This window comes from Solimonas soli DSM 21787, assembly GCF_000474945.1.
GTDB classification, from domain to species: Bacteria; Pseudomonadota; Gammaproteobacteria; order Nevskiales; family Nevskiaceae; genus Solimonas; species Solimonas soli.
In genome coordinates this window covers 221,294-244,756 of sequence record NZ_AXDW01000007.1, presented here as the reverse complement: position 1 = coordinate 244,756, position 23,463 = coordinate 221,294, and the positions used below count along the sequence as shown (strand labels likewise).

At 71.3% G+C, this 23,463-nt stretch carries 13 protein-coding genes; all 13 read left to right on the top strand.

Going from position 1 to position 23,463, the window contains the following annotated elements:
• The first annotated feature begins 478 nt into the window (after positions 1 to 478).
• The gene (locus K344_RS0105500) at positions 479 to 1,357 is read left to right on the top strand and encodes an ABC transporter ATP-binding protein (RefSeq protein ID WP_028079814.1); all 879 of its coding nucleotides are present in this window, start codon (positions 479 to 481) and stop codon (positions 1,355 to 1,357) included.
• A 103-nt stretch (positions 1,358 to 1,460) separates the two neighbouring features.
• Complete coding sequence (locus K344_RS0105495) at positions 1,461 to 2,471, top strand: ABC transporter permease (protein ID WP_028079813.1); 1,011 nt, start codon at positions 1,461 to 1,463, stop codon at positions 2,469 to 2,471.
• Positions 2,472 to 2,522: 51 nt separating this feature from the next.
• Positions 2,523 to 9,953, top strand: coding sequence for a type I polyketide synthase (locus K344_RS20410; protein WP_051361928.1), 7,431 nt, complete (start codon positions 2,523 to 2,525; stop codon positions 9,951 to 9,953).
• Between the two features lie 17 nt (positions 9,954 to 9,970).
• The gene (locus K344_RS20405; protein WP_051361927.1) at positions 9,971 to 14,386 is read left to right on the top strand and encodes a type I polyketide synthase; all 4,416 of its coding nucleotides are present in this window, start codon (positions 9,971 to 9,973) and stop codon (positions 14,384 to 14,386) included.
• A 28-nt stretch (positions 14,387 to 14,414) separates the two neighbouring features.
• A complete protein-coding gene (locus K344_RS20400) occupies positions 14,415 to 14,702 on the top strand; it encodes a phosphopantetheine-binding protein (protein ID WP_043113836.1) in 288 nt (95 codons plus the stop codon).
• Between the two features lie 7 nt (positions 14,703 to 14,709).
• Complete coding sequence (locus K344_RS0105475; protein ID WP_028079812.1) at positions 14,710 to 15,903, top strand: glycosyltransferase; 1,194 nt, start codon at positions 14,710 to 14,712, stop codon at positions 15,901 to 15,903.
• Entirely contained in the window at positions 15,894 to 16,685 is a 792-nt protein-coding gene (locus K344_RS22875) for an alpha/beta fold hydrolase (RefSeq protein WP_051361926.1), read from the top strand. Before K344_RS0105475 ends, K344_RS22875 begins: the two co-directional genes overlap by 10 nt.
• Positions 16,682 to 17,911, top strand: coding sequence for an amino acid adenylation domain-containing protein (locus K344_RS0105465; RefSeq protein WP_028079811.1), 1,230 nt, complete (start codon positions 16,682 to 16,684; stop codon positions 17,909 to 17,911). The genes K344_RS22875 and K344_RS0105465 overlap by 4 nt, the downstream gene beginning before the upstream one ends.
• Positions 17,908 to 19,131 carry an efflux RND transporter periplasmic adaptor subunit gene (locus K344_RS0105460; RefSeq protein ID WP_028079810.1) on the top strand — a complete coding sequence of 408 codons (1,224 nt, stop codon included), beginning with the start codon at positions 17,908 to 17,910 and terminating at the stop codon, positions 19,129 to 19,131. Before K344_RS0105465 ends, K344_RS0105460 begins: the two co-directional genes overlap by 4 nt.
• The gene (locus K344_RS0105455; protein WP_028079809.1) at positions 19,131 to 19,826 is read left to right on the top strand and encodes an ABC transporter ATP-binding protein; all 696 of its coding nucleotides are present in this window, start codon (positions 19,131 to 19,133) and stop codon (positions 19,824 to 19,826) included. Before K344_RS0105460 ends, K344_RS0105455 begins: the two co-directional genes overlap by 1 nt.
• Complete coding sequence (locus K344_RS0105450; protein ID WP_028079808.1) at positions 19,827 to 20,993, top strand: ABC transporter permease; 1,167 nt, start codon at positions 19,827 to 19,829, stop codon at positions 20,991 to 20,993.
• Entirely contained in the window at positions 20,993 to 22,183 is a 1,191-nt protein-coding gene (locus tag K344_RS0105445) for an ABC transporter permease (protein ID WP_028079807.1), read from the top strand. Before K344_RS0105450 ends, K344_RS0105445 begins: the two co-directional genes overlap by 1 nt.
• Positions 22,164 to 23,432 (top strand): hypothetical protein, encoded by a 1,269-nt coding sequence (locus tag K344_RS0105440; protein WP_028079806.1) that lies wholly within the window; start codon positions 22,164 to 22,166, stop codon positions 23,430 to 23,432. Before K344_RS0105445 ends, K344_RS0105440 begins: the two co-directional genes overlap by 20 nt.
• The last annotated feature ends 31 nt before the right edge of the window (positions 23,433 to 23,463 follow it).

Sequence of the window (23,463 nt, the reverse complement as noted above, 5' to 3'; positions counted from 1 at the left end):
TCGGCAACGGATGCGACGTTAAAGTCGCGGAAGTGACGCAATGTTGTCGACATGTGCCGCAGTTCGGCATTCGTGCATGCGCATGTTCAGAGTTGCGTGCATGGTGATGAGCAATCGCCTTACAGACCGTTCGTTCATCGCTCCTTAAGATGCAATCTCAACGCGACGAGCGCTGTTCGTGCCGAACAGTGGGGAGAAGACACGCTCGCGCCGCAGTATGGAGTGACCGCAACCTGATTGTGGAACTCGCCGTGAAGTGTTGTTCCCAATCAACGGTGTCAATCGCTCGCATCCTCCCATGTACGAGTGTATTAGAGACGTGTTGCCCGCGGTCTGGCCATGGCCCGCGCAGAGACCTATGGCGTCGACGGTGCAGTCGTCGCTTCGCGCATGCTCCATCCAGCTTCGCTTTGATCCGCCGCGCCCTGGTCGGCCGATCGCGCACGGCCCGATGCGCCCGGCGCGCCGGTGAAGCACGATGGCCTCCATACTTTCGGTCCGTGAACTGCGCAAGGCGTATCCGAAGCTCGTCGCCGTCGACGGCCTGAGCTTCGACATCGACGAAGGCAGCTGTCTCGGCCTGCTCGGCCCGAACGGTGCCGGCAAGAGCACGACGATCGAGATGCTCGAAGGCCTCGTGCGGCCGACGTCCGGACGGATCCTGTTCCGCGGCCGTCCGCTCGATGCGCGCTATCGCGAATACGTCGGTATCCAGTTCCAGCACACCGCGCTGCAGGATTTCCTGACGGTGCGCGAGAACCTCGAGCTGTTCGCGGCGCTGTACCGGCGGCGCATGCCGATGGACGCCTTGATCGCCGCCTGCAATCTCGAGAGCTTTCTCGACCGCGACCATGCACGCCTGTCCGGCGGCCAGCGGCAGCGCCTGCTGCTGGCGATCGCGCTGATCAACGATCCCGATCTGCTGTTCCTCGACGAGCCGACGACCGGGCTCGATCCGCAGGCGCGCCGCAATTTCTGGGAGCTCGTGCAGGGCGTGCGCGCGCGCGGCAAGACGGTCGTGCTGAGCACGCATTACATGGACGAGGCGTACACGCTGTGCGACGACATCGCGATCATGGATCGCGGCCGCATCATCGCGCGCGGCTCGCCGCAGAAGCTGCTGTCCGAGCATTTCGATGACAGCGTGCTCGAACTTCCGGCCGCCGAGATCGATGGTCGCGAGCTGGAGCTGCCGATCCAGCAGCGCGCCGATCTGGTGGAAATCCTCAGCTCCGACGTCAACCGCACGGTGCAGAAGCTGCTCGCCGCCGGCGTGTCGCTCGCGCAGCTGAAGATCCGCCCGCGCACGCTCGAAGACCTGTTCATCAGCCTGACCGGCCGGGAGCTGCGCGCATGAGCGGGCCGGCGCGATGCCTGCGCGTGGCGCCGTGGATGCGGGAAGCGCGCGCCGGTGCGCGACGCCGGGCGGTGCACGCGTTCATCACAAGAGAGGTGCTCCCGTGAACCGGCTGCTTGCCATGACGCGCGCGCGCCTGCTGGAGATCGTGCGCGACCGCACCGCACTGTTCTGGCAGCTGTGTTTCGTGCCGCTGCTGATCACCGGCATGGCCGTCGTCTTGTCCGGCACGCCGCAGCCGGTGTTCACCGTCGCCGTGCTCGGCGACGTCGCGCTGACCGCCGACAGCCATCCGTTCCTCGCCGTCGAGGCGACACGCTTCTACCGCGAGACCGACGCGGCGGCGGCGCTCGCCCGGCTGCGCCGGCAGAGCACCGACCTGCTGCTCGACCTGCGCGAGCGGCCGGCGCACTACGCCATCAACACGGAGTCGGCCAAAGGCCGCTTGCTGGAATCGATCCTGCTCGCGAAGGACCCGGATGCCGTCGCGCAGGCCGTCATCGGCAAGCCGGTCCGCTATGCCGACTGGCTGGTGCCGGGCCTGCTCGGCGTCAACATCATGTTCACCTGCCTGCTCGGCATCGGCCACGTCATCGTCCGCTACCGCAAGACCGGTTTCCTGAAGCGCCTCAACGGCACGCCGCTGCGCGCGCTCGAATTCGTCGGCGCGCAGCTTCTGGCCTGCCTGGCGCTCGCCGTCACCGTCAGCTGCGCCGTGTTCGCGATCTGCAAGCTCGTGCTGCATCTGCATGTCGAAGGCAGCTACGTCGATCTGCTGCTGGTCACCGTGCTCGGCGCCATGGCGATGATCGCCATGAGCCTGCCGGTCGCCGCGCGCATCACCAGCGAGGAGCTGTCGGCCGGCCTGCTGAACCTGATCGCGTGGCCGATGGTGCTGCTGTCCGGCGTGTTCTTCTCGCTCGACGGCGCGCCGGCCCTGCTGCGCGGTTTCGCCGATCTGTTTCCGCTGACGCATCTGCTGAGCGCCGCGCGCGCCGTGATGCTCGACGGCGCCGGGCTCGCCGATCTGCTGCGGCCGCTGTCGGCCATGGTGCTGATGACGGTGCTGTTCACGGCGATCGGCGCCGGATTTTTCCGCTGGACGCAGGACTGAGCGGCGCTGCCGCGCAGCCGGGCCGCAGGGATGTTGAAGGGGTATAGGACGATGGAGTCATTGCCGCATTCGCACGATGTCGCGCAGCTGGCCGGTATCGATGCCGGCCGGCTGCGTCTGCTCGCCATCACGCCGTTCGAGCGGCCGGACCTGTCGCTCGCGCGTGCCTGGCTGCGGCACGGCGGCGCGGCCGCCGTCGACATCGGTCGCGACGCGGCGGCGTGGCCGGCGCTGTTCGACGCGCTGGTGCGCGAGGCGAGCGCGACGGGCGCCTCGAACGGACTCGGCCTGCGCGTCGCCGACGGCATCGTGCCGCCCGATGTCGCGTTGCCGCGCAGCGTGCAGTTCCTCGTCGTCGACGGCACGCCGGCGCGCCTGCCGGCGCAATGGCGCGAGCGGCCCGTCCTCGCGCAGGTCTGCTCGGTCGAAGAAGCGCAGGCCGCGCTCGCACAGGGCGTCGCCGGCCTGATCGCCAAAGGCCAGGAGAGCGGCGGGCGCATCGGCGACGAGAGCACGTTCGTGCTGCTGCAGCGCGTGCTCGACGTCGCGGACGCGCACGAGATGCCGGTGTGGGCGCAGGGCGGCATCGCGCTGAACACGGCCGCCGCCGCAGTCGCCGGCGGCGCGTTCGGCGTCGTCGTCGACGCGGCGCTCGCCGGTTTGCCGGAATGCTCGCTCGCCGCCGAGCTCAAGACGCAGGTGTTGGCGATGGACGGCAGCGAGGCGCGCGAGCGCGCCGGCCATCACGTCTACGTGCGCGGCGCGCGCGACGCGGCAGCGCTTGAAGCGCTCGACGCCGACGGCGTGCGCGCGGCGATCGCCGCCGGCCATTTGCTGCCGATCGGCCAGGACGCGGCGCTGGCCAGGCTGGTGCTCGCCCAATGCGCGAACGTCGAGGCGCTGGTCAACACCCTGCGCCTGCGCATTCCCGGCCAGATCGGCCAGGCGCAGAAACTGCGCGTGCTCGACGAACGCAATGCCTGGGCGCAGTCGCACGGCACGCGCTACGCGATCGCGCAGGGGCCGATGACGCGCGTCAGCGATACCGCCGCGTTCGCCGCCGCGGTCGCGGCGCACGGCGGTCTGCCGTTCGTCGCGCTGTCGCTGATGAAGGCCGATGCGTCGCGCGAGCTGCTCGAGGCGACGCGCGCGCAGGTCGGCGAGCGGCCCTGGGGCGTCGGCGTGCTCGGCTTCGCCGCGCCGGACATCCTCGAGCCGCAGCTCGAACTGGTCCGGGCGCTGAAGCCCGACGTGCTGCTGCTCGCCGGCGGCCGGCCGTCGCAGGCGCGGCCGTTCGTCGAGCTCGGCATCGCCACATATCTGCACGTGCCGTCGCCGGGCCTGCTCGAACTTTTCCTGAAAGACGGCGCCACGCATTTCGTGTTCGAAGGCCGCGAATGCGGCGGCCACGTCGGCCCGCGCTACAGCTTCGTGCTGTGGGAGCAGCAGCTCGCGCAGCTGATGCAGGTCGAGGCGCCGGAGCGCCTGCACCTGCTGTTCGCCGGCGGCATCCACGACGCGCGCTCGGCGGCGATGGTGGCGACGCTGGCCGCGCCGCTGGCGGCGCGCGGCGCCAAGGTCGGCGTGCTCGCCGGCACCGCGTATCTGGCGACGCAGGAGGCGGTGGCCGGCGGCGCGATCCTCGAACGCTTCCAGGACGAGACACTGGCCGGCACGCGCACGGCGCTGGTCGAGACCGCGCCGGGCCACGCGATCCGCTGCCTGCCGTCCGGCTTCATCGATCTGTTCGAGCGCGAGAAGGCGCGGCTGCGCGGCGAGGGCGTCGAGCACAAGCTCGCCTGGCAGGCGCTCGAATCGCTGACCGTCGGCCGCCTGCGCATCGCCACCAAGGGTCTCGATTACGTCGCCGGCCGCCTCGCGCCGGTCGACGCCGACGTGCAGCAGGCCGAGGGCATGTACATGATCGGCCAGGTCGTCGCGATGCTGCGCGAGAAGACGACGATCGCCGCGCTGCACGAGAAGTTGAGCATCGGCGCGACCGCGCATCTGGCCGCGGTGCGCGCACCGCGGCCGCAGCCGGCTGCGCCGTTCGAGCCGATCGCCGTGGTCGGCATGGCCTGTCTCTACGCGGGCTCGCCCGATCTCGAAAGCTTCTGGGCCAACATCCTCGAAGGCCGCGATCTCGTCGGCGAAGTGCCGGCCGGGCGCTGGAACGTCGCGCAGTACTACGCGGGCGCCGGTGCGCCGCAGGGCAAGAGCGTCAGCAAGTGGGGCGGCTTCATCGGCGACACGCCGTTCGATCCGCTGAAGTACGGCATTCCGCCGGCGTCGCTGGCGGCGATCGAGCCGGTGCAGCTGCTGTCGCTCGAAGTCACGCAGCAGGCGCTGCGCGACGCCGGCTACGAAGGCCGCTGGTTCGACCGCGAGAGGACCTCGGTGATCTTCGGCGCCGAGGCCGGCATGGATCTCGGCAACCAGTACACCTTCCGCAATCTGTATCCGCAGTACTGCGGCGAACTGCCGCCGGCACTCGCCGAAGCGCTGCCGAGCCTCACCGAGGATTCGTTTCCCGGCATGCTCGTCAACGTCATCTCCGGGCGCATCGCCAACCGTCTCGGTCTCGGCGGCGTGAACTATTCGGTGACCTCGGCCTGCGCGAGCTCGCTGACGGCGATCGAACTCGGCGTCAAGGAACTGCGCGCCGGTTCCAGCGAGATGGTGCTGGCCGGCGGCGCCGACTTCCACAACGGCATCGCCGACTTCCTGATGTTCTCGTCGGTCGGCGCGCTGTCGGCGAAGGGCCGCTGCCGCTCGTTCGACGACGAGGCCGACGGCATCGCGCTCGGCGAAGGCGTCGGCGTCGTCGTGCTGAAACGCCTGAGCGACGCCGAGCGCGACGGCGACCGCATTTACGCGCTGATCGACGGCATCGCCGGTTCGAGCGACGGCAAGGGCCTCGGCCTCACCGCGCCGCGCAAGGAAGGCCAGCGCCGCGCGCTCGAACGCACGTACTGGCAGGCCGGCGCGCTGCCGGCCGAGATCGGTCTCGTCGAGGCGCACGGCACCGGCACCGTGGTCGGCGACCGCACCGAGCTGAAGACGCTGACCGAGGTCTACACCGCGCTCGGCGCGACGCCGGGGCAGGCGGCGCTCGGCTCGGTGAAAAGCCAGATCGGCCACACCAAGTGCGCGGCCGGCGTCGCCGGCTTCATCAAGGTCGCCAAGGCCCTGCATCACGGCGTGCTGCCGCCGACCGGACAGGTGACGGCGCCGAACGCCGCGTGGCGCGCGACGACGAGCCCGTTCCAGCTCAACCGCAAGCCGCTGCCGTGGCTGCCGGCCGGCGGCGTCACGCGCGGCGCGGTCAGCGCCTTCGGCTTCGGCGGCACCAACTTCCACACCGTGCTGTCGGCCTATCCGGCGCATCGCAGCGCGCTCGGCGCGCGGCAGTGGCCGGCCGAGCTGTTCGCCGCGCGCGGCGCGTCCTTGCACGACGCGCTGGCGCTGCTGCGCCGCGTCGCCGCGTTCGTCGACGCGTCCGACGCGCCGCTCGCGCTGCGCGATCTCGCGGCGAGCTTGTGGCACGAGGGCAGCGGCCCGGTGCAACTCGCGTTCGTCGCCGCCGATCGCGACGCGCTGCGCGCGCGCATCGCCGACGCGCTCGCGCAGCGCGATGCGCATGGCGTGCACGTGCGCGTCGCCGAGGCCGCGGGCAAGACCGCCTTCCTGTTTTCCGGCCAGGGCAGCCAGTACCCCGGCATGCTGCGCGAGCTGTTCGTCTACTTCCCGGCGCTGCAGGCCCTGCTCGAAGCCGGCCGCGACTACGCGCCGCTGATCTGGCCGGGAACGGCTTACGACGACGACAGCCGCGCCGCGCAACAGCAGCGGCTGACCGACACGCGCAACACGCAGCCGGCGCTCGGCCTCGTCGAGTTCGCGGCGTTCGAGTGGCTGCGCGGACTCGGCGTCGCGCCGGACATGGCGGCCGGCCACAGCTACGGCGAACTGGCGGCGCTCGCCGCGGCCGGCGCCTTCGACGCGGCGACGCTGCTGCGCCTGTCGCGCGCCCGCGCCGAGGCCATCGTCGGCGCGATCGACGGCGGCGACGCCGGCGCGATGGCCGCCGTGCGCCTCGACGTCGACACGCTGCGGCCGCTGCTCGAAGGCTTCCCTAGCGTGGTGATGGCGAACCAGAACAGCCCGATCCAGACGGTGATCTCCGGCCCGACCGCCGACGTCGAGGCGGCCTGTGCGTTCCTCGGCCAGCACAACGTCGGCTACAAGCGCATCGCCACCGACTGCGCCTTCCATTCGCCGCTGATGGCGGCCGCCGAACGCGGCTACGCCGCGGTGCTCGAAGGCCAGGAAGTCGGCGCGCTGCAGTGGCCGGTCTACTCGAACATCACGGCCGCGCCGCATCCGCGGGACGACGCGGCGGCGATCCGCGACAGCCTCGCGCGGCACATCGTCAGCCCGGTGCGCTTCGTCGCCGAGATCGAACGCATGTACGCCGACGGCGCCCGCGTGTTCGTCGAAATCGGACCGCGCAAGGTGCTGAGCGGCCTCGTCGGCCGCATCCTCAAGGACCAGCCGCACACGGCAATCGCGATCGACGGCGAGGAGCGCGGCTTCGCCGGCCTGTTCGACGCCGTCGCGCAGCTGGCCGTCCATCACGCCGCCTTCGACGCCGCGCCGCTGTTCGCCGGACGTGCCGCCACGCTCGATCTCGCGCAGCCGCGCCAGCTCGCGGCGACGACGTGGATGGTCAACGGCGGCCGCGCCTGGCCGCTGCACGGCAAGCTGCCGGCGCATGCCGGCGCCGTCGTCACCGCGCCCGTTGCCGTGTCGGTGCTCGATGCCGCGCTGGTGCCGCTGCCGAGCGTCGTCGTCGAGCGCAGCGCCGGCGAGCAGGCGCTCGTCAGCTATCTCGGCAATATGCGCGAACTGGTCAATGCGCAGCGCGACGTGCTGCTGGGATATTTCGGCGCGCCGCCCGCACGCGACGTGCCGTCGCCTGCCGTCATCGAGTTAGCGCCGCGCGCGCAGGCTTCGAAACAGGCGACGACCGTCACGGCCACCGTCGCCGTGCAAGCGGTCGCAACGCCCGGCGCGCACGAAGTGCTGCTGGCGATCATCGGCGAACGCACCGGCTATCCGCTGGAGATGCTCGACCCCGATCTCGATCTCGAAGCCGATCTGTCGATCGACTCGATCAAGCGCATCGAGGTGATCGGCGAACTCGCGCAGCGCCTGTCGCTGCGCAGCGCGCTCGGCGCCGATGCCGACGCCGCGCTCGAACAGCTCGCCGCGCAGAAGACGCTGCGTGCCATGCAGGACTGGCTCGCCGCGCGCATTCCGGCCGCCGCGGCCGCCGTCACCGTGCGCACCGAAGTGGCGGTCGCGGCGCCGGCGGCGGAACGCGCGGCGGCCCAGAACCCGGCGGAGGTTCTGCTCGCCATCGTCAGCGCCGGCACCGGCTACCCGCCGGAAGCGCTGGACCTCGATCTCGATCTCGAAGCCGATCTGTCGATCGACTCGATCAAGCGCATCGAAGTGATCGGCGAGCTGGCGCGGCGCCTGTCGCTGCGCAGCGTGCTCGGCGCCGATGCCGACGCGGCGCTCGAACAGCTCGCCGCGCAGAAGAGCCTGCGCGCGATGCTCGCCTGGCTCGCCGCGCGGCAGCCGGCGGCGCCGACGACGGTGACGACCGCGCTGGCGGCGCCGGCCGCGGTCCCGGCCGCCGCGGCGACCGCCGACGTGCTGCTCGACGTCGTCAGCGCCAGCACCGGCTATCCGCCGGCCTCGCTCGATCTCGACCTCGATCTCGAAGCCGATCTGTCGATCGATTCGATCAAGCGCATCGAGATCGTCGGCCAGCTCGCCGTCCGCCTCGGCCTCGTCGGCCGCGACGAGCTGCTCGAACGCGTCGCCGCCCTGAAGACGCTGCGCGCGATGCTCGCCGCGCTCGACGCGGTCGCACCGGCGGCGGGCGCCGCCGGGATCGCCGGCGACGTGGCCGGCGACAACGACGCGGCGATCATTCCGCTCGAACGCTACGTGATGCGTCGCCAGCCGGTCGCCGCCGCGCGGCCGGACGGCCGTCTCGACGGCAAGAGCTTCCTGATCAGCGACGACCGCCTCGGCCTCGCGCCGCTGGTCGCCGCGCGCCTGGCCGCGCTCGGCGCGCGCGCCAGCATCGTCGACTTCCCGTCGGCCAAGGCGCTGCCGGCCGGGCTCGGACAGGTCGACGGCCTCGTGCACCTGTGGAGCTTCAATCCGCGCAGCCGCGTGCGCGACGTCAAGCGCTTCTTCGCCGTCGTGCGCGAATCGCTGGTCGGCCGCGCGCGCCATCTGCTGGTCGCCAGCAGCCTCGGCGGCGACTTCGGCGACGGCGGCGCGGTCAGCAACATCAGCCGCGGCGGCGGTCTCGCCGGCCTCGTCAAATCGGTCGCCAAGGAATTCCCCGAGCTGCGCGCGCACTGGGTCGACTTCGATCCGGCGCAGGCGCTGGCCGACATCGCCGCGCAGATCGAGCACGAGCTGCTCGCCGACAATCCGCTCGCCGAAGTCGCGTACCGCGACGGCCGCCGCTACGCGCGCGAGGCGGTGGCGACGACGCTGGACGCCGGCACGCTCGACGGCCTGCCGCTGACGGCCGACAGCGTCGTGCTGCTGACCGGCGGCGCGCGCGGCATCACGGCGCTGGTCGCCGTCGAGCTGGCGCGGCGCTACCGCTGCCATCTCGAAGTCGTCGGCCGCTCGCCGCTGCCGCCGGCCGACGAGGATGCGGCGACGCGCGGCATCGCCGATCCGCGCCGCCTGCGCCAGGCGCTGCTCGCCGCGCATCCGCAGCTCAAGCCGGCGGAGATCGAGAAGCTCGCGCGGCGCATCGTCGCCGAGCGCGAGGTGCGCGCGACGCTGGCCGCGGTCGCCGCCGCCGGCAGCACGCTGCACTACACGCCGCTCGACGTGCGCGCGTCGCGCTCGTTCGCGCAGTTCATCGACGATCTGTACGCGCGCCGCGGCCGCATCGACGGTGTCATTCACGGCGCCGGCGTCGTCGAGGACAAGCTGGTGCGCGACAAGACGGTCGACAGCTTCGTGCGCGTGTTCGACACCAAGGTGCGCGGCGCGCTGGTGCTCGACCGCCGCATCCGCGACGACGTCAAGTTCGTGGTGTTCTTCTCCAGCGTCGCCAGCGCGTTCGGCAACCGCGGCCAGGTCGACTACGCGTCGGCCAACGACGTGCTCGACAAGCTCGCGCACCGCTGGCAGGCGCGCATTCCGGGCCGCGTGCTGTCGGTCAACTGGGGACCGTGGGCCGACACCGGCATGGTCTCGGAATCGCTGAAGAACGAGTACCAGCGCAAGGGCATCGGCCTGATCCCGCAAAGCCAGGGCGTGCACGCGCTGCTGCGCGAGCTGTCGGCCAAGCGCGGCGACACGCAGGTCGTGTTCATGTGCGGCAAGCCGGAGAACTTCGGCGCCGCGAACCTGCTGACCGCCGCGCTGGCCGCCTGACGGAAGGCCGGACCGCCATGCGCATCGCCATCGTCGGACTCGCCTGCCTGTTCCCCGGAGCGCCGAATCTCGTGCGCTTCTGGCAGAACATCGTCGACGGCGTCGATGCGATCAGCGACGTGCCGGCCGGGCGCTGGGACGCGAGTTTCTACGATCCGCATTCGACGGCGGTCGACCGCTTCTACTGCAGGCGCGGCGGCTTCGTCGACGCGCACGCCGATTTCGATCCGCTGCCGTTCGGCGTGATGCCGAAGGCGACCGACGCCGTCGAGCCCGACCAGCTGCTGACCTTGAAGGTGGGCTACGCGGCGCTGCGCGACGCCGGCTACGACGCCGGCACGGCGGGCGCGCGGCCGTTCGCGCGCGAACGCACCGGCGTCATCGTCGGCCGCGGCAACTACGTCGGCGCCGGCGTGCTCAGGCTCGAACAGCACGTGCGCCTGCTGCCGCAGATCGAGCGGACCTTGCGCGATCTGTTTCCCGATCTCGGCGAGGCGGCGATCGCCGCGGCGCGCGAGCGCCTGCAGCGCGAGTTCACGCACTACGGTCCGGACGTCGCCGCCGGCCTGATCCCGAATCTGCTGGCGTCGCGGCTCGCCAACCGCCTCGATCTGCACGGCCCGGCGTACACCGTCGACGCCGCCTGCGCGAGTTCGCTGATCGCCGTCGAGCAGGCCTGCGCGTCGCTGGCGCGCGGCGAGACCGACATGATGCTCGCCGGCGGCGCGCACCTGACGCACGACCTGACGTTCTGGGCGACGTTCTGCCAGCTCGGCGCGCTGTCGCGCAGCGGCACGGTGCGGCCGCTGGCCGGCGATGCCGACGGCATCCTCGCCGGCGAGGGCGTCGGCATCGCCGTGCTGAAGCGGCTCGACGACGCGCTGGCCGACGGCGACCGCGTCTACGCGGTGATCGAGGGCTGCGGCTCGGCGAGCGACGGCCGCAGCGCCAGCCTCGTCGCGCCGTCGGTCGCCGGCCAGCGCATGGCGCTGGACAAGGCCTGGGCGCAGGCGCCGTTCGAGCGCGAGCAGATCGGCCTGCTCGAAGCGCACGGCACCGGCACGCCGACCGGCGACGCCGTCGAGCTGCAGACCGTCGGCGAATTCTTCGGCCCGCACGACGGCACCGCGGCGCGCCCGGTGATCGGTTCGGTGAAATCGATGATCGGCCACGCGATGCCGGCGTCGGGCATGGCCAGCATCATCAAGACCGCGCTGGCGATCCATCACGGCGTGCTGCCGCCGACGCTGCATTGCGAGACGCCGCATCCGCGCCTCGCGCAGACACGCTTCCGCACGCTGTCGCGCAGCGAGCCCTGGCGGCAGCCGCGCGAGCAGCGCATCGCCGCCGTCAACGCCTTCGGCTTCGGCGGCATCAACGCGCACGTCGTGCTGCGCGGCGTCGCCGAAGCGACGCCGGCGGCGACCGAACTGCCGCGCCTGCTGCTGCTCAGCGCCGACACGCCGGAAGCGCTGCTCGCGCGCCTCGAGCGCGGCGAGTGCGACGCCGTGCCGGGCGCCGCGCCGTGCCGGCTGGTGATCGTCGAGCCCGACGACAAGAAGCTGGCGATGGCGCGCAAGGCCGTGGCGTCCGGCAAGCCGTGGAGCGGCCGCCAGCAGATCTGGTTCTCGCCGCGCGGCCTGCTCAGCGACGGTGGCAAGCTGGCCTTCGTGTTCCCCGGCGTCGACAGCACGTTCGCGCCGCAGGCGCGCGATCTCGCCGCCTATTTCGGCAAGCCGCTGCCGCGCTGGTGCGAGCCGCTGGCTCCGGCCGAGTCCCTGATGAAGGTCGTCATCGGCCTGCTCGGCTTCAACCGCTATCTGTACGACCTGCTGGCCGGCCTCGGCATCCGCGCCGACGTCTACGCCGGCCACAGCATCGGCGAATGGAGCGCGATGCTGTGCGCGGGGATGATGGATCAGGCGCTGTCCGACCGTACCAATGCCGGGCTCGATCTCGACGCGATGCAGTTTCCGGACGTGCAGTTCCTCGCCGCGTCGTGCAGCGAGGAGAAGCTCGCCGTCGCGATCTCCGGCCTCGAACGCATCGCCATCTCGCACGACAACTGCCCGCACCAGGTCATCGCCTGCGGCGAGCGCGCCGCGGTCGAGATCGCCGCCTCGCGGCTGCGCACGCAGAACGTGTTCGTGCAGATCCTGCCGTTCGTGTCGGGCTTCCATTCGCCGCTGTTCGCCGGCCACATGGACTGGTACCGCGACTTCTTCGGCCGCGCCGATCTCGTCGAGCCGGCGGTGCCGGTGTGGTCGGCGACGACCGCGCAGCGCTTTCCGGCCGACCTCGACGGCAAGCGCCAGCTCGCGCTCGACCATCTGCTGCAGCCGGTGCGCTTCCGCGCGCTGACCGAGGCGCTGTACGACGACGGCGTGCGCGTGTTCGTGCAGGTCGGCACGGGTTCATTGCCGGGCTTCATAGCCGACACCCTGAGCGGCCGGCCGCATCGCGCGCTCGCCAGCCATCACGAGGAACGCAGCGGCCTCGCGCAGCTGCAGCAGCTTTGCGCGGCGCTGTGGGTCGAGGGCGCGACGTTCGACACGCGGCTGCTGCAGGCGCCGGCAGTCGCGACGCCGGCCGCTGATGACGCGCCGACGCCGAGCACGCGGCGCCTGTCGCTCGGCGTGCCGCTGCTGCGTGTGCGCGAGCCGCTGGCCGCTGAACTGCTGCCGCCGTCGCTGCGCGGCGGCACGGCGCTGCCGCAGCAGATCGCCGACATCACCGACGTGGCCGCCAACGACGCGGTCGGCCGTCTGCTGCGCGACACGCTCGCCGACATCGAACGCGCCGGCCGCGACGTGCTCGCCGCCTGGCAGCGCCATCGCGCCGCGCCGGCGCCGGTCGCGGTGCCGGCGGCGCGCATCAGCCGCCGCGTGCAGCGCCTGCTCGATCTGCACAGCACGATCCCATACGTGCGCGACCACGAGCTTTACCCGCAGCGCGACGGCTGGCCGATCGTCGCCGACCGCCATCCGGTCGTGCCGATGACGATGGAAGCGATGCTGGTGCGCGAGGCCGTCGAGGAAGCGCTGCCGCTGCTCAAGGTCGTCGAGATCAGCCACATCCAGGCCTACAACTGGCTGGTCGTCACGCAGCCGCTGACCGTCGACATCGTGCTGCAGTCGCTGGACGCGCAGACGGTGGAAGCGGAAATCGCCGGCTACTTCAAGGCGCGCGTGCACGTCGCCGCGCAGTATCCGGACGCCGATCTGGCGCCGCCGGCGCCGCTGGCGGCGCCACGCGCGACGGCGGTCGCCGCCGCCGACCTGTATCGCCAGCGCTGGATGTTCCACGGTCCGGCCTACCAGGGCGTCAACGCGCTCGACGCGATCGGCGACAACGGCATCGACGGCCGCCTGCGCGTGCCGGACGGCAAGGGCGCGCTGCTCGACAACATGGGCCAGCTCGCCGGCTACTGGGTGATGGAGCAGCCGCGCGACTGCCTGGCGATGCCGATCGGCGTCGACCGCATCCGGTTCTTCGCACCCGATCCGCAGCCCGGCGAGACGCTGAGCGCGCAGGTGCGCATCGCCGCGCTCGACGAGCTGAACTGCGTCAGCGATCACCAGCTGCGCGATGCGAGCGGGCGTTTGCGCATCGCCATCGCCGGCTGGCGCACGCGCCGCTACCAGATGGACAAGGCGTTCTGGGAAGCGAGCCGCGCGCTGTCGCGCCTGCAGGTCTCGCAGGCGGTGCCGCCGAACGTCGCGCTGTTCGACGACCGCTACGACACCGCGATCCTGCGCGACTACATCAGCCGCCGCTATCTGACCGCTGCCGAGCGCGAGGTCTACGCCGGCCTGCCGCCGCGCCGCCGCCGGCAATGGCTCAACGGCCGCGTCGCCGCCAAGGACGCGGTGCGCGCGTGGCTGCGCGGGCAGGGCGCCGCCGGCGACATCTTTCCGCAGGAACTGCGCATCGCCAACGACGGCGACGGCGCGCCGCACGTGCACGGCAACGTCACCGACGTCGTGCCGGCCGCGCTGCAGATCTCGATCGCGCACAAGGACACGCTGGCGGCGGCGATCGTCGGCGCGCAGGCGGTCGGCATCGATCTCGAACGCATCGAGGCGCGCGACCCAGGCTTCGTGGCGATGGCGTTCACGCCGGCCGAGCGCGCGCTGCTGCTCGGCACCGACAACGCCGTCGCCGACATCGAATGGACGCGCGGCTGGGTCGCCAAGGAAGCGGCGGCCAAGGCCGCGCGCACCGGCCTCGGCGGCCATCTGCGCGACACCGTCATCGAGGCGCGCGACGGCGACTGCCTGCGCGTCAACGGCCGCTGGATCGTCACGCACGTGCTGCCGGGCCATGTGCTCGGCTGGACGGTCGACGCCGCGCTCGCCGCCGCCGATGCCGATGCCGATGCCGATTCGAATCGCAGGCCCGACGCCGGACCGGCGGCGGCCGTCGCTTCCTGAATTCTCTCTCCCCGACTTATTCCCCCGCATGAGCCGCTACGACGACACCCTCGAACTGGTCATCGCCAAGATCCGCAGCACGATCAATGAAGACTGGATCGCGCTGTACGACATCGATGCCGAAACGCGCTTCAACGACGATCTCGAAATCGAGAGCATCGAGTTCGTGAAGATCGCCGAGGCGATCCAGGCGCACTACGGCGCGCAGCTCGACATCGTCGGCTGGCTGTCCGGCCGCAGCATCCAGGAGCTGATCGGCCTGTCGGTCGGCGAGCTCGCGGCCTACGTCGCCGAGGCGACGGCGGGCGCCGCCTGAGCCGCGCATGGCGCGCATCCTCATCACCGTGCCGCCGCTGACCGGGCATCTGAACCCGGCGCTGGCGGTCGCCGACGAGCTCGAACGGCGCGGCCACGTCGTCGCCTGGGCGCTGCATCGCCGCCAGCTCGGCGACAAGCTGCCGCCGCGCGCGCGCGTCTATCCGCTCGACGGCGAAGCCGACGCGAACGACGACGATCTCGGCGCGGTGTCGGCGCGGGTGCGCGGCCTCGAGAGCGTGCGCCTGTTCTTCGAGGACTACACGATCCCGCTCGCCGCGCGCCTGTTCGCGCCGCTCGATGCGATCGCGCGCAGCTTCCAGCCGGACGTCATGGTCGTCGACCACCAGATGCCGGCCGGCGCGCTGGTCGCGCGCAAGCTCGGCCTGCCGTGGGCGACGCTGGTGACGACCAGCGCGTCCATCCTCAAGATGTCGCCGGCCTTCGACGACTGGGTCGCCGCGCAGTACCACAGCCTGCAGTGCCGCTGCCTGCCGGAAACGCCGCCCGTCGAGCGGCCGGACTTCTCGCCGCACAAAGTCATCGTCTTCTCGATCGAGGCGCTGCTCGGCGACGCGCACGCACGCATCGCCGCGCCGTATGCCTTCGTCGGCCCGACGCGCGGCGAGGGCCGCCGCCGCGTCGAATTCCCGTGGGACTGGCTGCGCGAGGACCGCCGCCGGCTGCTGATCACGCTCGGCACCGTCAGCCGCGACCGCGACACGCGCTTCTTCGAGGTGATGTGCGCCGCGCTCGCCGGGCTGCCGCAGCTGCAGGCGGTGATGGTCGCGCCGCCGTCGCTGGCCGCGCAGGCGCCGGACAATGTGCTGGTGCGCGACTACGTGCCGCAGACCGAGCTGCTGGCCCGCGTCGACGGCGTGATCTGCCATGCCGGCCACAACACCGTCTGCGAAGCGCTGCTGCAGGGCCTGCCGCTGGTCGTCGCGCCGATCCGCGACGACCAGCCGGTGATCGCGCACCAGGTCATCGCCGCCGGTGCCGGCTTGTTCATGCGCCACGGCAAGGTCACGCCGGCGGCGGCGCGTGCGACGATCGAAAAGCTGCTGGCGACGCCGTCGCTTGCCGAGCAGGCGCGACGCATCGGCGCCGCGCTGCGCGCCGCGCCGGGCGCCGCCGGCGCCGCCGCGCACATCGCCGCGCTGACGGCCGCGCCAGCGCGCAAGGCGGCGTCATGGAACTGATTGGCGTGCCCGGCGCACAGCTCGCGACCCTCGCGCTCGGCGCGCGCTCGGCGCCGCCGCTGGTCATGCTGCACGGCCTGGTGTCCGGCAACATGGCGAGCTGGTATTCGTCGCTTGCGTCGCCGCTGTCGGCGAGCCGCCGCGTGATCCTCTACGACCAGCGCGGCCACGGCGCCAGCAGCCTGCCGCGGGACGGCTTCGATCTCGATCGCCAGGCCGACGATCTCGGCCGCGTGCTGGCGCACCACGGCCAGGCCGATGCCGGCGTCGACATCGTCGGTCACAGCATGGGCGCGCTGATCGCGCTGCGCTACGCGCTGCGCCGGCCGCGCGCGGTGCGCCGCCTCGTGCTCGTCGACGCGCCGATGCCGGCGCGCGAGCACGTCGCGCCGAGCTTCGCCGGCCTGCGCACGGCGGACGATCTCGGCGCCTGGCTCGACCAACAGTTCGCCGGCCTCGGCGGCCGCCGCCGCGAGCGCCAGCAGCAGCGCCTGCAGGCGCTGTTCTTCGCCTCGACTCTGCGCGCCGATGTGCAGGCGATGGACGCCGAGCCCGATGCCGCGCTCGCCGCGCTGAAGCTGCCGGTGCTGCTGGTCTACGGCCGCGCGTCGCCGTGCCGCGCCGCCGGTGAACGTCTCGCCGCCGTGCTGCCGCAGGCCGCGCTCGAGTGGCTGGACTGCGGCCACTACATCCCCGAAGAAGCGCCGCAGGCCCTGCTGGCGGCGCTGACGCGATTCCTCACTGACGACATGCACGCACACGATCTCCGGGAGACGGCATGACATCGCGCCGCTACCAACGCCGCGTTTCGCCGCTCGAACGCTATTCGCTGGTCATCAATGCCGCGTACCGCTATCACGTCGACGGCATTCTCGAAGGCGAGGGCGAGGTCGATCCGCGCCTGCTGCAGGCGGCCGTCGACCGCGCCGCCGCCGCCAATCCGGCGATCCGCGTGCGCCTGCGCGGCTGGCTCGGCTTGTCGCGCTGGGTCGACAGCGGCATCGCGCCGCAGGTGCGCGCGCTGCCGAGGTCCGACTGGGACGGCAACAGCGAGCAGGGCGCGCCGTACCTCGATGAGCGGCTCGATCCGCGGCGCCGGGGACCGATCGCCGACGTGCTGCTGGTGCCGTGCCGCGACGGCAGGACGCGCATCGTCTTTCGCACGCTGCACGCGGCGATCGACGGCCGCGGCTGCATGCACTGGGCGCTCGAGATCTGCCGCGCCCTGCGCGGCGAGCCGCTGCAGGGTTCCGACTCGCGGCTGAGCGACTTCGACGTGCAGGAGCGGTACCGCGCGCAGATTCCGGACGAGGCGCCGACGCTGCCGTCGAACTGCATGCCGGTGCTGCGGCCGGCCGCGGCGGGCAGCGCGGAACGCCGCGGCGTGCGCTTCATCTGGCGCCGCGTGCTGCTCGACCGCAACGTTTCGCAGCTGCTGCCGAAGACCGCGGTGTTCCTCGCCGACTGGGCGCGCCGCCGCGAGGCCGGCGAAATCGGCTTCACGGTGCCGGTCGACTACCGCGGCTTCCGCATCCACGAAATGGGCATCGGCAACCTCACCGGCTACCTGCGCCTGACCGTCGAGCCGGGCGCGACGCCGCGCACCGTCGTCCAGCAGCTCAACGCGCGCGTGAAGGCCTTCGCCGACTGCCGCCAGTTCCCCGGCGCGAGGCTGCTGCGGTGGCTGCCGGTGTGGTTCATGCTGCGCCAGCTGCGCCCGAAGATCGACGCGGTGCTGCACGAAGCCGGCCCCGGCCTGCCGAGCGGCGGCATCGTGTCGATGGGCACCATCAAGCCCGAGCACTACGACTTTCCCGGCTTCAAGGCCGCACGCCTGTACGGCATCCCCGGCGCAGTCGGCAAGCTCAACGTCGTTTTCGTCAACACGCCGCACGACGTGTCGGTGTCGTTCGCGGCGCCGGCCGCCTACAACCATGAAGGCCAGCTCGATGCGCTGGTCGAAGCGTATCGCCAGCATTTCTCGACCGCAGTAGAGGCCGCCGCGTGAACGACCTGAATCTCGACAAGCTGCGCGTGCAGCGCGACGCAACCGGCGGCCTCAAGGTCAAGCTCGCGCGTCGCCGGCCGCGCTGGCACTGGGCGCTGCTGGCGGCCGCGATCGCCGTCGTCGTCTGGCTGCTGCTGCCGTCGTCAGCCGCGCTGCAGACCTCGCAGGTGGTCAGCGCCTGGCCGTCGCAGCAGTACGAGCTGCTCAATGCGACCGGCTACGTCGTCGCGCGGCGCAAGACCGCGGTGTCGTCGAAAGGCACGGGCCGCGTCGAATGGATAGGCCCGAGCGAAGGCGACCACGTCAAGGAAGGCGACGTCGTCGCCCGCCTCGAAAGCCACGACGTCGCCGCCAGCTACCGTGCCGCCGTCGCCAACACGGCCGTCGCCGCCGCCGGCGTGGCGACGGCAAGGAGCGAATTCGACGACGCCAACACCAATCTCGGGCGCATGCAGCTGCTGTTCAGCAAGAAGCTGGTGTCGCTGCTGAACCTGCAGGACGGACGCTCGCGCGTCGCGCGCGCCAAGGCCGCGCTCGAAAGCGCGCAGGCCTCGCTGGCCGCGGCGCGCGCCAACGAGGAATACGCGCACAGCAATCTCGACTACACGCAGATCCGCGCGCCGTTCGACGGCACCGTCATCGCGCGCAGCGCCAACCTCGGCGACATCATCACGCCGCTGTCGTCGGCGGCCGACGCCAAGGGCGCGGTGCTGGTGCTCGCCGACATGAGCACGCTCGAAGTCGACGCCGACGTGTCCGAATCGGCGCTGTCGCAGCTCAAGACCGGCCAGCCCTGCGAGATCGCGCTCGACGCGTTTCCCGAGCGCCGCTTCCGCGGCGAGGTCAGCGTCGTCGTGCCGGCCGTCAACCGTTCGAGCGCGACGGTGACGACCAAGGTGCGCATCCTCGACGCCGACGGCAGCATCCTGCCGGACATGAGCGCGCGCGTGAGCTTCCTGTCGCAGGGGCTCGGCGGCACGGCGCAGAGCCAGCCGGTGCTCGCCGTCAATCCGGCGGCGATCGTGCAGCGCGACGGCCACGACGTCGTCTACGTCGTCGCCGACGGCGGCCGCGCGCGCGAGGTCGCGGTGAACACCGGCGCCACGCTCGGCGCCGTGCGCGAAATCAGCGGCACGCTGAAGAGCGGCGACACCGTGGTGCTCGCGCCGGGCCACGGCGTGCGCGACGGCAGCCGCCTCAAACTGGCTGCGGAGCGCTGATGAGCGCGCTGATCAGCATCCGCGCCCTGAGCAAGACCTACCGGCGCGGCAACCAGCCGGTGCCGGTGCTGCTCGGCATCGATCTCGAAATCGACGCCGGCGACTACGTGGCGCTGATGGGGCCGTCCGGCTCCGGCAAGAGCACCTTGCTGAACCTGATCGCCGGCATCGACAAGCCCAGCAGCGGCAGCCTGCTGATCGGCGGTGTCGACATCGCCGCATTGCCGGAGAACGATCTCGCCGGCTGGCGCGCCGCGCATGTCGGCTTCATCTTCCAGTTCTACAACCTGATGCCGGTGCTCAACGCGTTCGAGAACGTCGAGCTGCCGCTGCTGCTGACCGGCCTCGGCAAGGCCGAGCGCCGCGAGCACGTCGAGACGGCGCTGGCGATGGTCGGCCTCGCCGAGCGCATGGACCACTATCCGAACGAGCTGTCCGGCGGCCAGCAGCAGCGCGTCGCGATCGCCCGCGCGCTGATCACCGATCCGACGCTGATCGTCGCCGACGAGCCGACCGGCGATCTCGACCGGCAATCGGCCGACGACGTGCTCAAGCTGCTCGACCGCCTCAACCGCGAACTCGGCAAGACCATCGTCATGGTCACGCACGATCCGAAGTGCGCGGCGCGCGCGCGGCGCCTCGTGCATCTCGAGAAGGGCGTGCTGCTCGACCACGCCGACGCCGAGGCGCACTGAATGCTCGCCGCCTACATCGTGCGCCTGGCGCGCAAGAACATGTGGCGGCATCGCCTGCGCACCGGCCTGACGATGGCCGGCATCGCCGTCGCCATCGTCTCGTTCGGCCTGCTGCGCACCGTCGTCGATTCCTGGTACGCCGGCGCCGAACTCGGTTCGTCGGCGCGCCTGATCACGCGCAACGAGGCGTCGCTGAGCTTCTCGCTGCCGGTGACGTATGCCGCGCGCATCCGCCGCGTGCCTGGCGTCCGCGGCGTGACCTGGGTCAACTGGTTCGGCGGCATCTACGTCGACGACAAGCATTTCTTTCCGCAGTACGCGGTCGACGCCGGCAGCTACTTCGATCTGTATCCGGAATTCGTCGTGCCGCCGGCGCAGCTGTCGGCGTTCCAGCACGACCGCCGCGGCGTGATCGTCGGCCGCAAGCTGGTGCGCAAGTACGGCTGGAAGATCGGCGACCAGGTGCCACTGAAGGGCACGATCTATCCGGGCACCTGGAGCTTCACGATCCGCGGCATCTACGGCGGCGCCGACGCCAAGGTCGACGAAGGCCAGTTCATCCTGCACTGGGACTACGTCAACGAGGCGCTGAAGCGCGCGCTGCCGTCGCTGGCCGACCGCGCCGGCGTGTTCGTCGTCGACATCGACCATCCGGCGCAGGCGGCGGCGATCTCGGCGGCGATCGACAGCGGCTTCGCCAACTCGCTGGCCGAGACGCGCACCGAGACGCAGAAGGCCTTCCAGCTCGGCTTCATCGCCATGGTCGACACCATCCTGCTGGCGATCCAGACGGTCGCCTACGTCGTCGTGCTGATCATGATGGCGGTGATGGCCAACACCATGGCGATGTCGGCGCGCGAGCGCATGCGCGAATACGCGACATTGAAGGCACTGGGCTTTCGCGATTCGTTCGTCTCGCTGCTGATCATCGGCGAGTCGCTGAGCCTGTCGCTGGCCGGCGGCGCGCTCGGCATCGCCCTGACGTTTCCGCTCGCCGACGCGTTCTTCAAGGCGACGCGCGACCTGTTCCTGGTCTTCGAAGTGCGGCCGCTGACGATCGTGCTGCAGCTCGTTTCGGCACTGCTGATCGGCCTGTGCGCGGCGCTGGCGCCGGCATGGTCGAGCGCGCGCGTGCGCATCGTCGACGGCCTGCGGGCGGTGACGTGATGGCGACGCCGCTGCCGATCAAGCGCGGGCTGTCGTTCGCCTACGTCGCGCGCAACCTGATCGCGCGCAAGCTGACGACGATCCTGACGGCGTCCGGCATGGCGCTGGTGGTGTTCGTGTTCGCGACCGTGCTGATGATGGCCGAGGGCCTGCGCCACACGCTCGGCGGCACCGGCAGCTACAACAATGTCGTCATCATCCGCCAGGGCTCGCAGACCGAGGTGCAGAGCTCGCTGACGCGCGAGCAGGCCAATCTGATCGAATCGCTGCCGGGCCTCGCGTCGGCCGATCGCGGCCAGGCGCGCATCACGCGCGAAGTGCTGGTGCTCGTCAACCTGCCGCGCCGCGACGGCGGCGGTCTGGCCAACGTCGTCGTGCGCGGCACGACGCCGACCGGGATGCTGATGCGGCCGCAGGCGAAGATCGTCGCCGGCCGCGCGTTCCGGCCGGGCTCGTCGGAGATCATCGTCGGCTCGGCGATGACGCGCGGCAAGATCGGCCTGGCGATCGGCGACCGCGTCGGCTTCGGCCTGCGCGACTGGACCATCGTCGGCGTCTTCGACGCCGGCGGCAACGGCTTCGATTCGGAACTGTGGGGCGACAGCGAGCAGATGATGCAGGCCTTCCGCCGCAACGCGTACTCGTCGGTGGTCGTCGGCCTGCGCGACGCCGGCAGCTACGACGCGTTCGCCCGTGCCGTCGCCGCGCAGCCGCTGCTGAAAGTCGATATCAAGCGCGAGCTGGCGTTCTACGCCGACCAGTCGGAGAAGCTCGCCAATTTCATCGCCGTGCTCGGCCAGACGATCACCATCATCTTTTCGATCGGCGCGATCATCGGCGCGATGATCACCATGTACGCGAGCGTCGCCAACCGCACGCGCGAGATCGGCACGCTGCGCGCGCTGGGCTTCCGCCGCGGCAACATCGTCAGCGCCTTCATCCAGGAGGCGGCGCTGCTCGGCTTTGTCGCCGGCGTCGCCGGGCTGGTCGCCGCCGCGTTCATGCAGTTCGTCGAGATCTCGACGACCAATGTGCAGACGTTTTCCGAAGTGGTGTTCCGCCTGATCCTGACGCCGGCGATCGCCGTGCAGGTCCTGCTGTTCTCGGTATTCATGGGCGTGCTCGGCGGCGTGCTGCCGGCCTTGCGCGCTTCCCGCCTGGAGATCGTCGATGCCCTCCGCTCCATCTGAAGCCGGCGCGCTGCCGCCGCTCGCGCCGCTGAGCGCGGTGTCGCGGCCGCTGTCGGCGATCGAGTACTACCACTACAGCATCGGCGCGCATCCGCGCACGCTCGAACCGCCGCGCGACGTGGTGTTCGTGCTCGAAGCGCGCAATGAGCTGCTGCCGTCGCAATGGCAGCGCGCGCTCGACGCCGCGGCCGCCGCCAATCCGGGCGCGCGGCTGCGCCTGCACGGCCATCGCCGCGCGGCGCGCTGGAAGAGCGACGGCCCGGGGCCACGCCTGCGCGTCGTCGAGGATTGCATCTGGGACGGCCAGTCCGGGCAGGGCAGCGAATTCATTTTCGAGCCGCCGCTCGCGCTGCGCGACGGGCCGGTCGTCGAGCTGATCGTCGCCTATCGGCGCAGTGGCGGCGCCTTCGTCATCCTGCGCTCGCATCACGCGATCATGGACGGCAGCGGCGGCCTGCATTTCCTCAAGGAGGTCTTCCGCGCGCTGCGCGGCGAAGCGCTGCTCGGCTCGAACGCCGCGTACAGCGACGCCGACCTGCTGTGCAGCCTCGGCGTGACGCAGAGCGAATCGAAGCACATCGAAACCGGCTGGCTGACCGGCCCGCCGCGCGGCGACGCGCAGGGCGACGACTGGCGACGCATCGCGCTCGGCCGGCCGCGTCCGAACCTGCTCGGCCACGTCGCCGCGGCGATGGCGGCGTTCGCGCATCGCTACAGCGACCTGCCGGCGCTGATCGCCATCCCGGTCGACCTGCGCCGCCACGTGCCGGGCCTGGTGTCGACCGGCAACTTCAGCAGCATGCTGCTGGTGCGCGTCGAGCGCGGCGAAGGCGCCGACCAGTTCCGCGAACGACTGCAGCGCATGCTCGCGGCGCGCATGGAGGCGGCATGGTCGAAGCACCTCGACTGGTTCAAGCTGCTGCCGCCGGCGTGGATCGACCGCCTGCTGTCGCGCACCGCCGGCAACTACCGCAAGAAGAAGCCGAAGGAAACGGCGGTGATCTCGAATCTCGGCCGCGTCGATCCGGCCGAATACGGCGCGCCGGGCTTCGAGATGCAGAACCTGTTCGTGCTGCCGCTCGCCGGCAGCGCGTTCTCGACCCTGGTCTGCACCGGCGATCGCGTCGAGCTGACCTTGAACCTGCCGCGGCTGCTGTCGAGCGACGGCCGCTTCGATGCGTTCGTCGAATTCCTGCACGAGCGGCTGGCGCAGCCCGCTCCGCCATCCGCTGCCGCCCGCGCCGCCTGAAGCGGCGGGCCACCACGCAAGTATTTTTCTC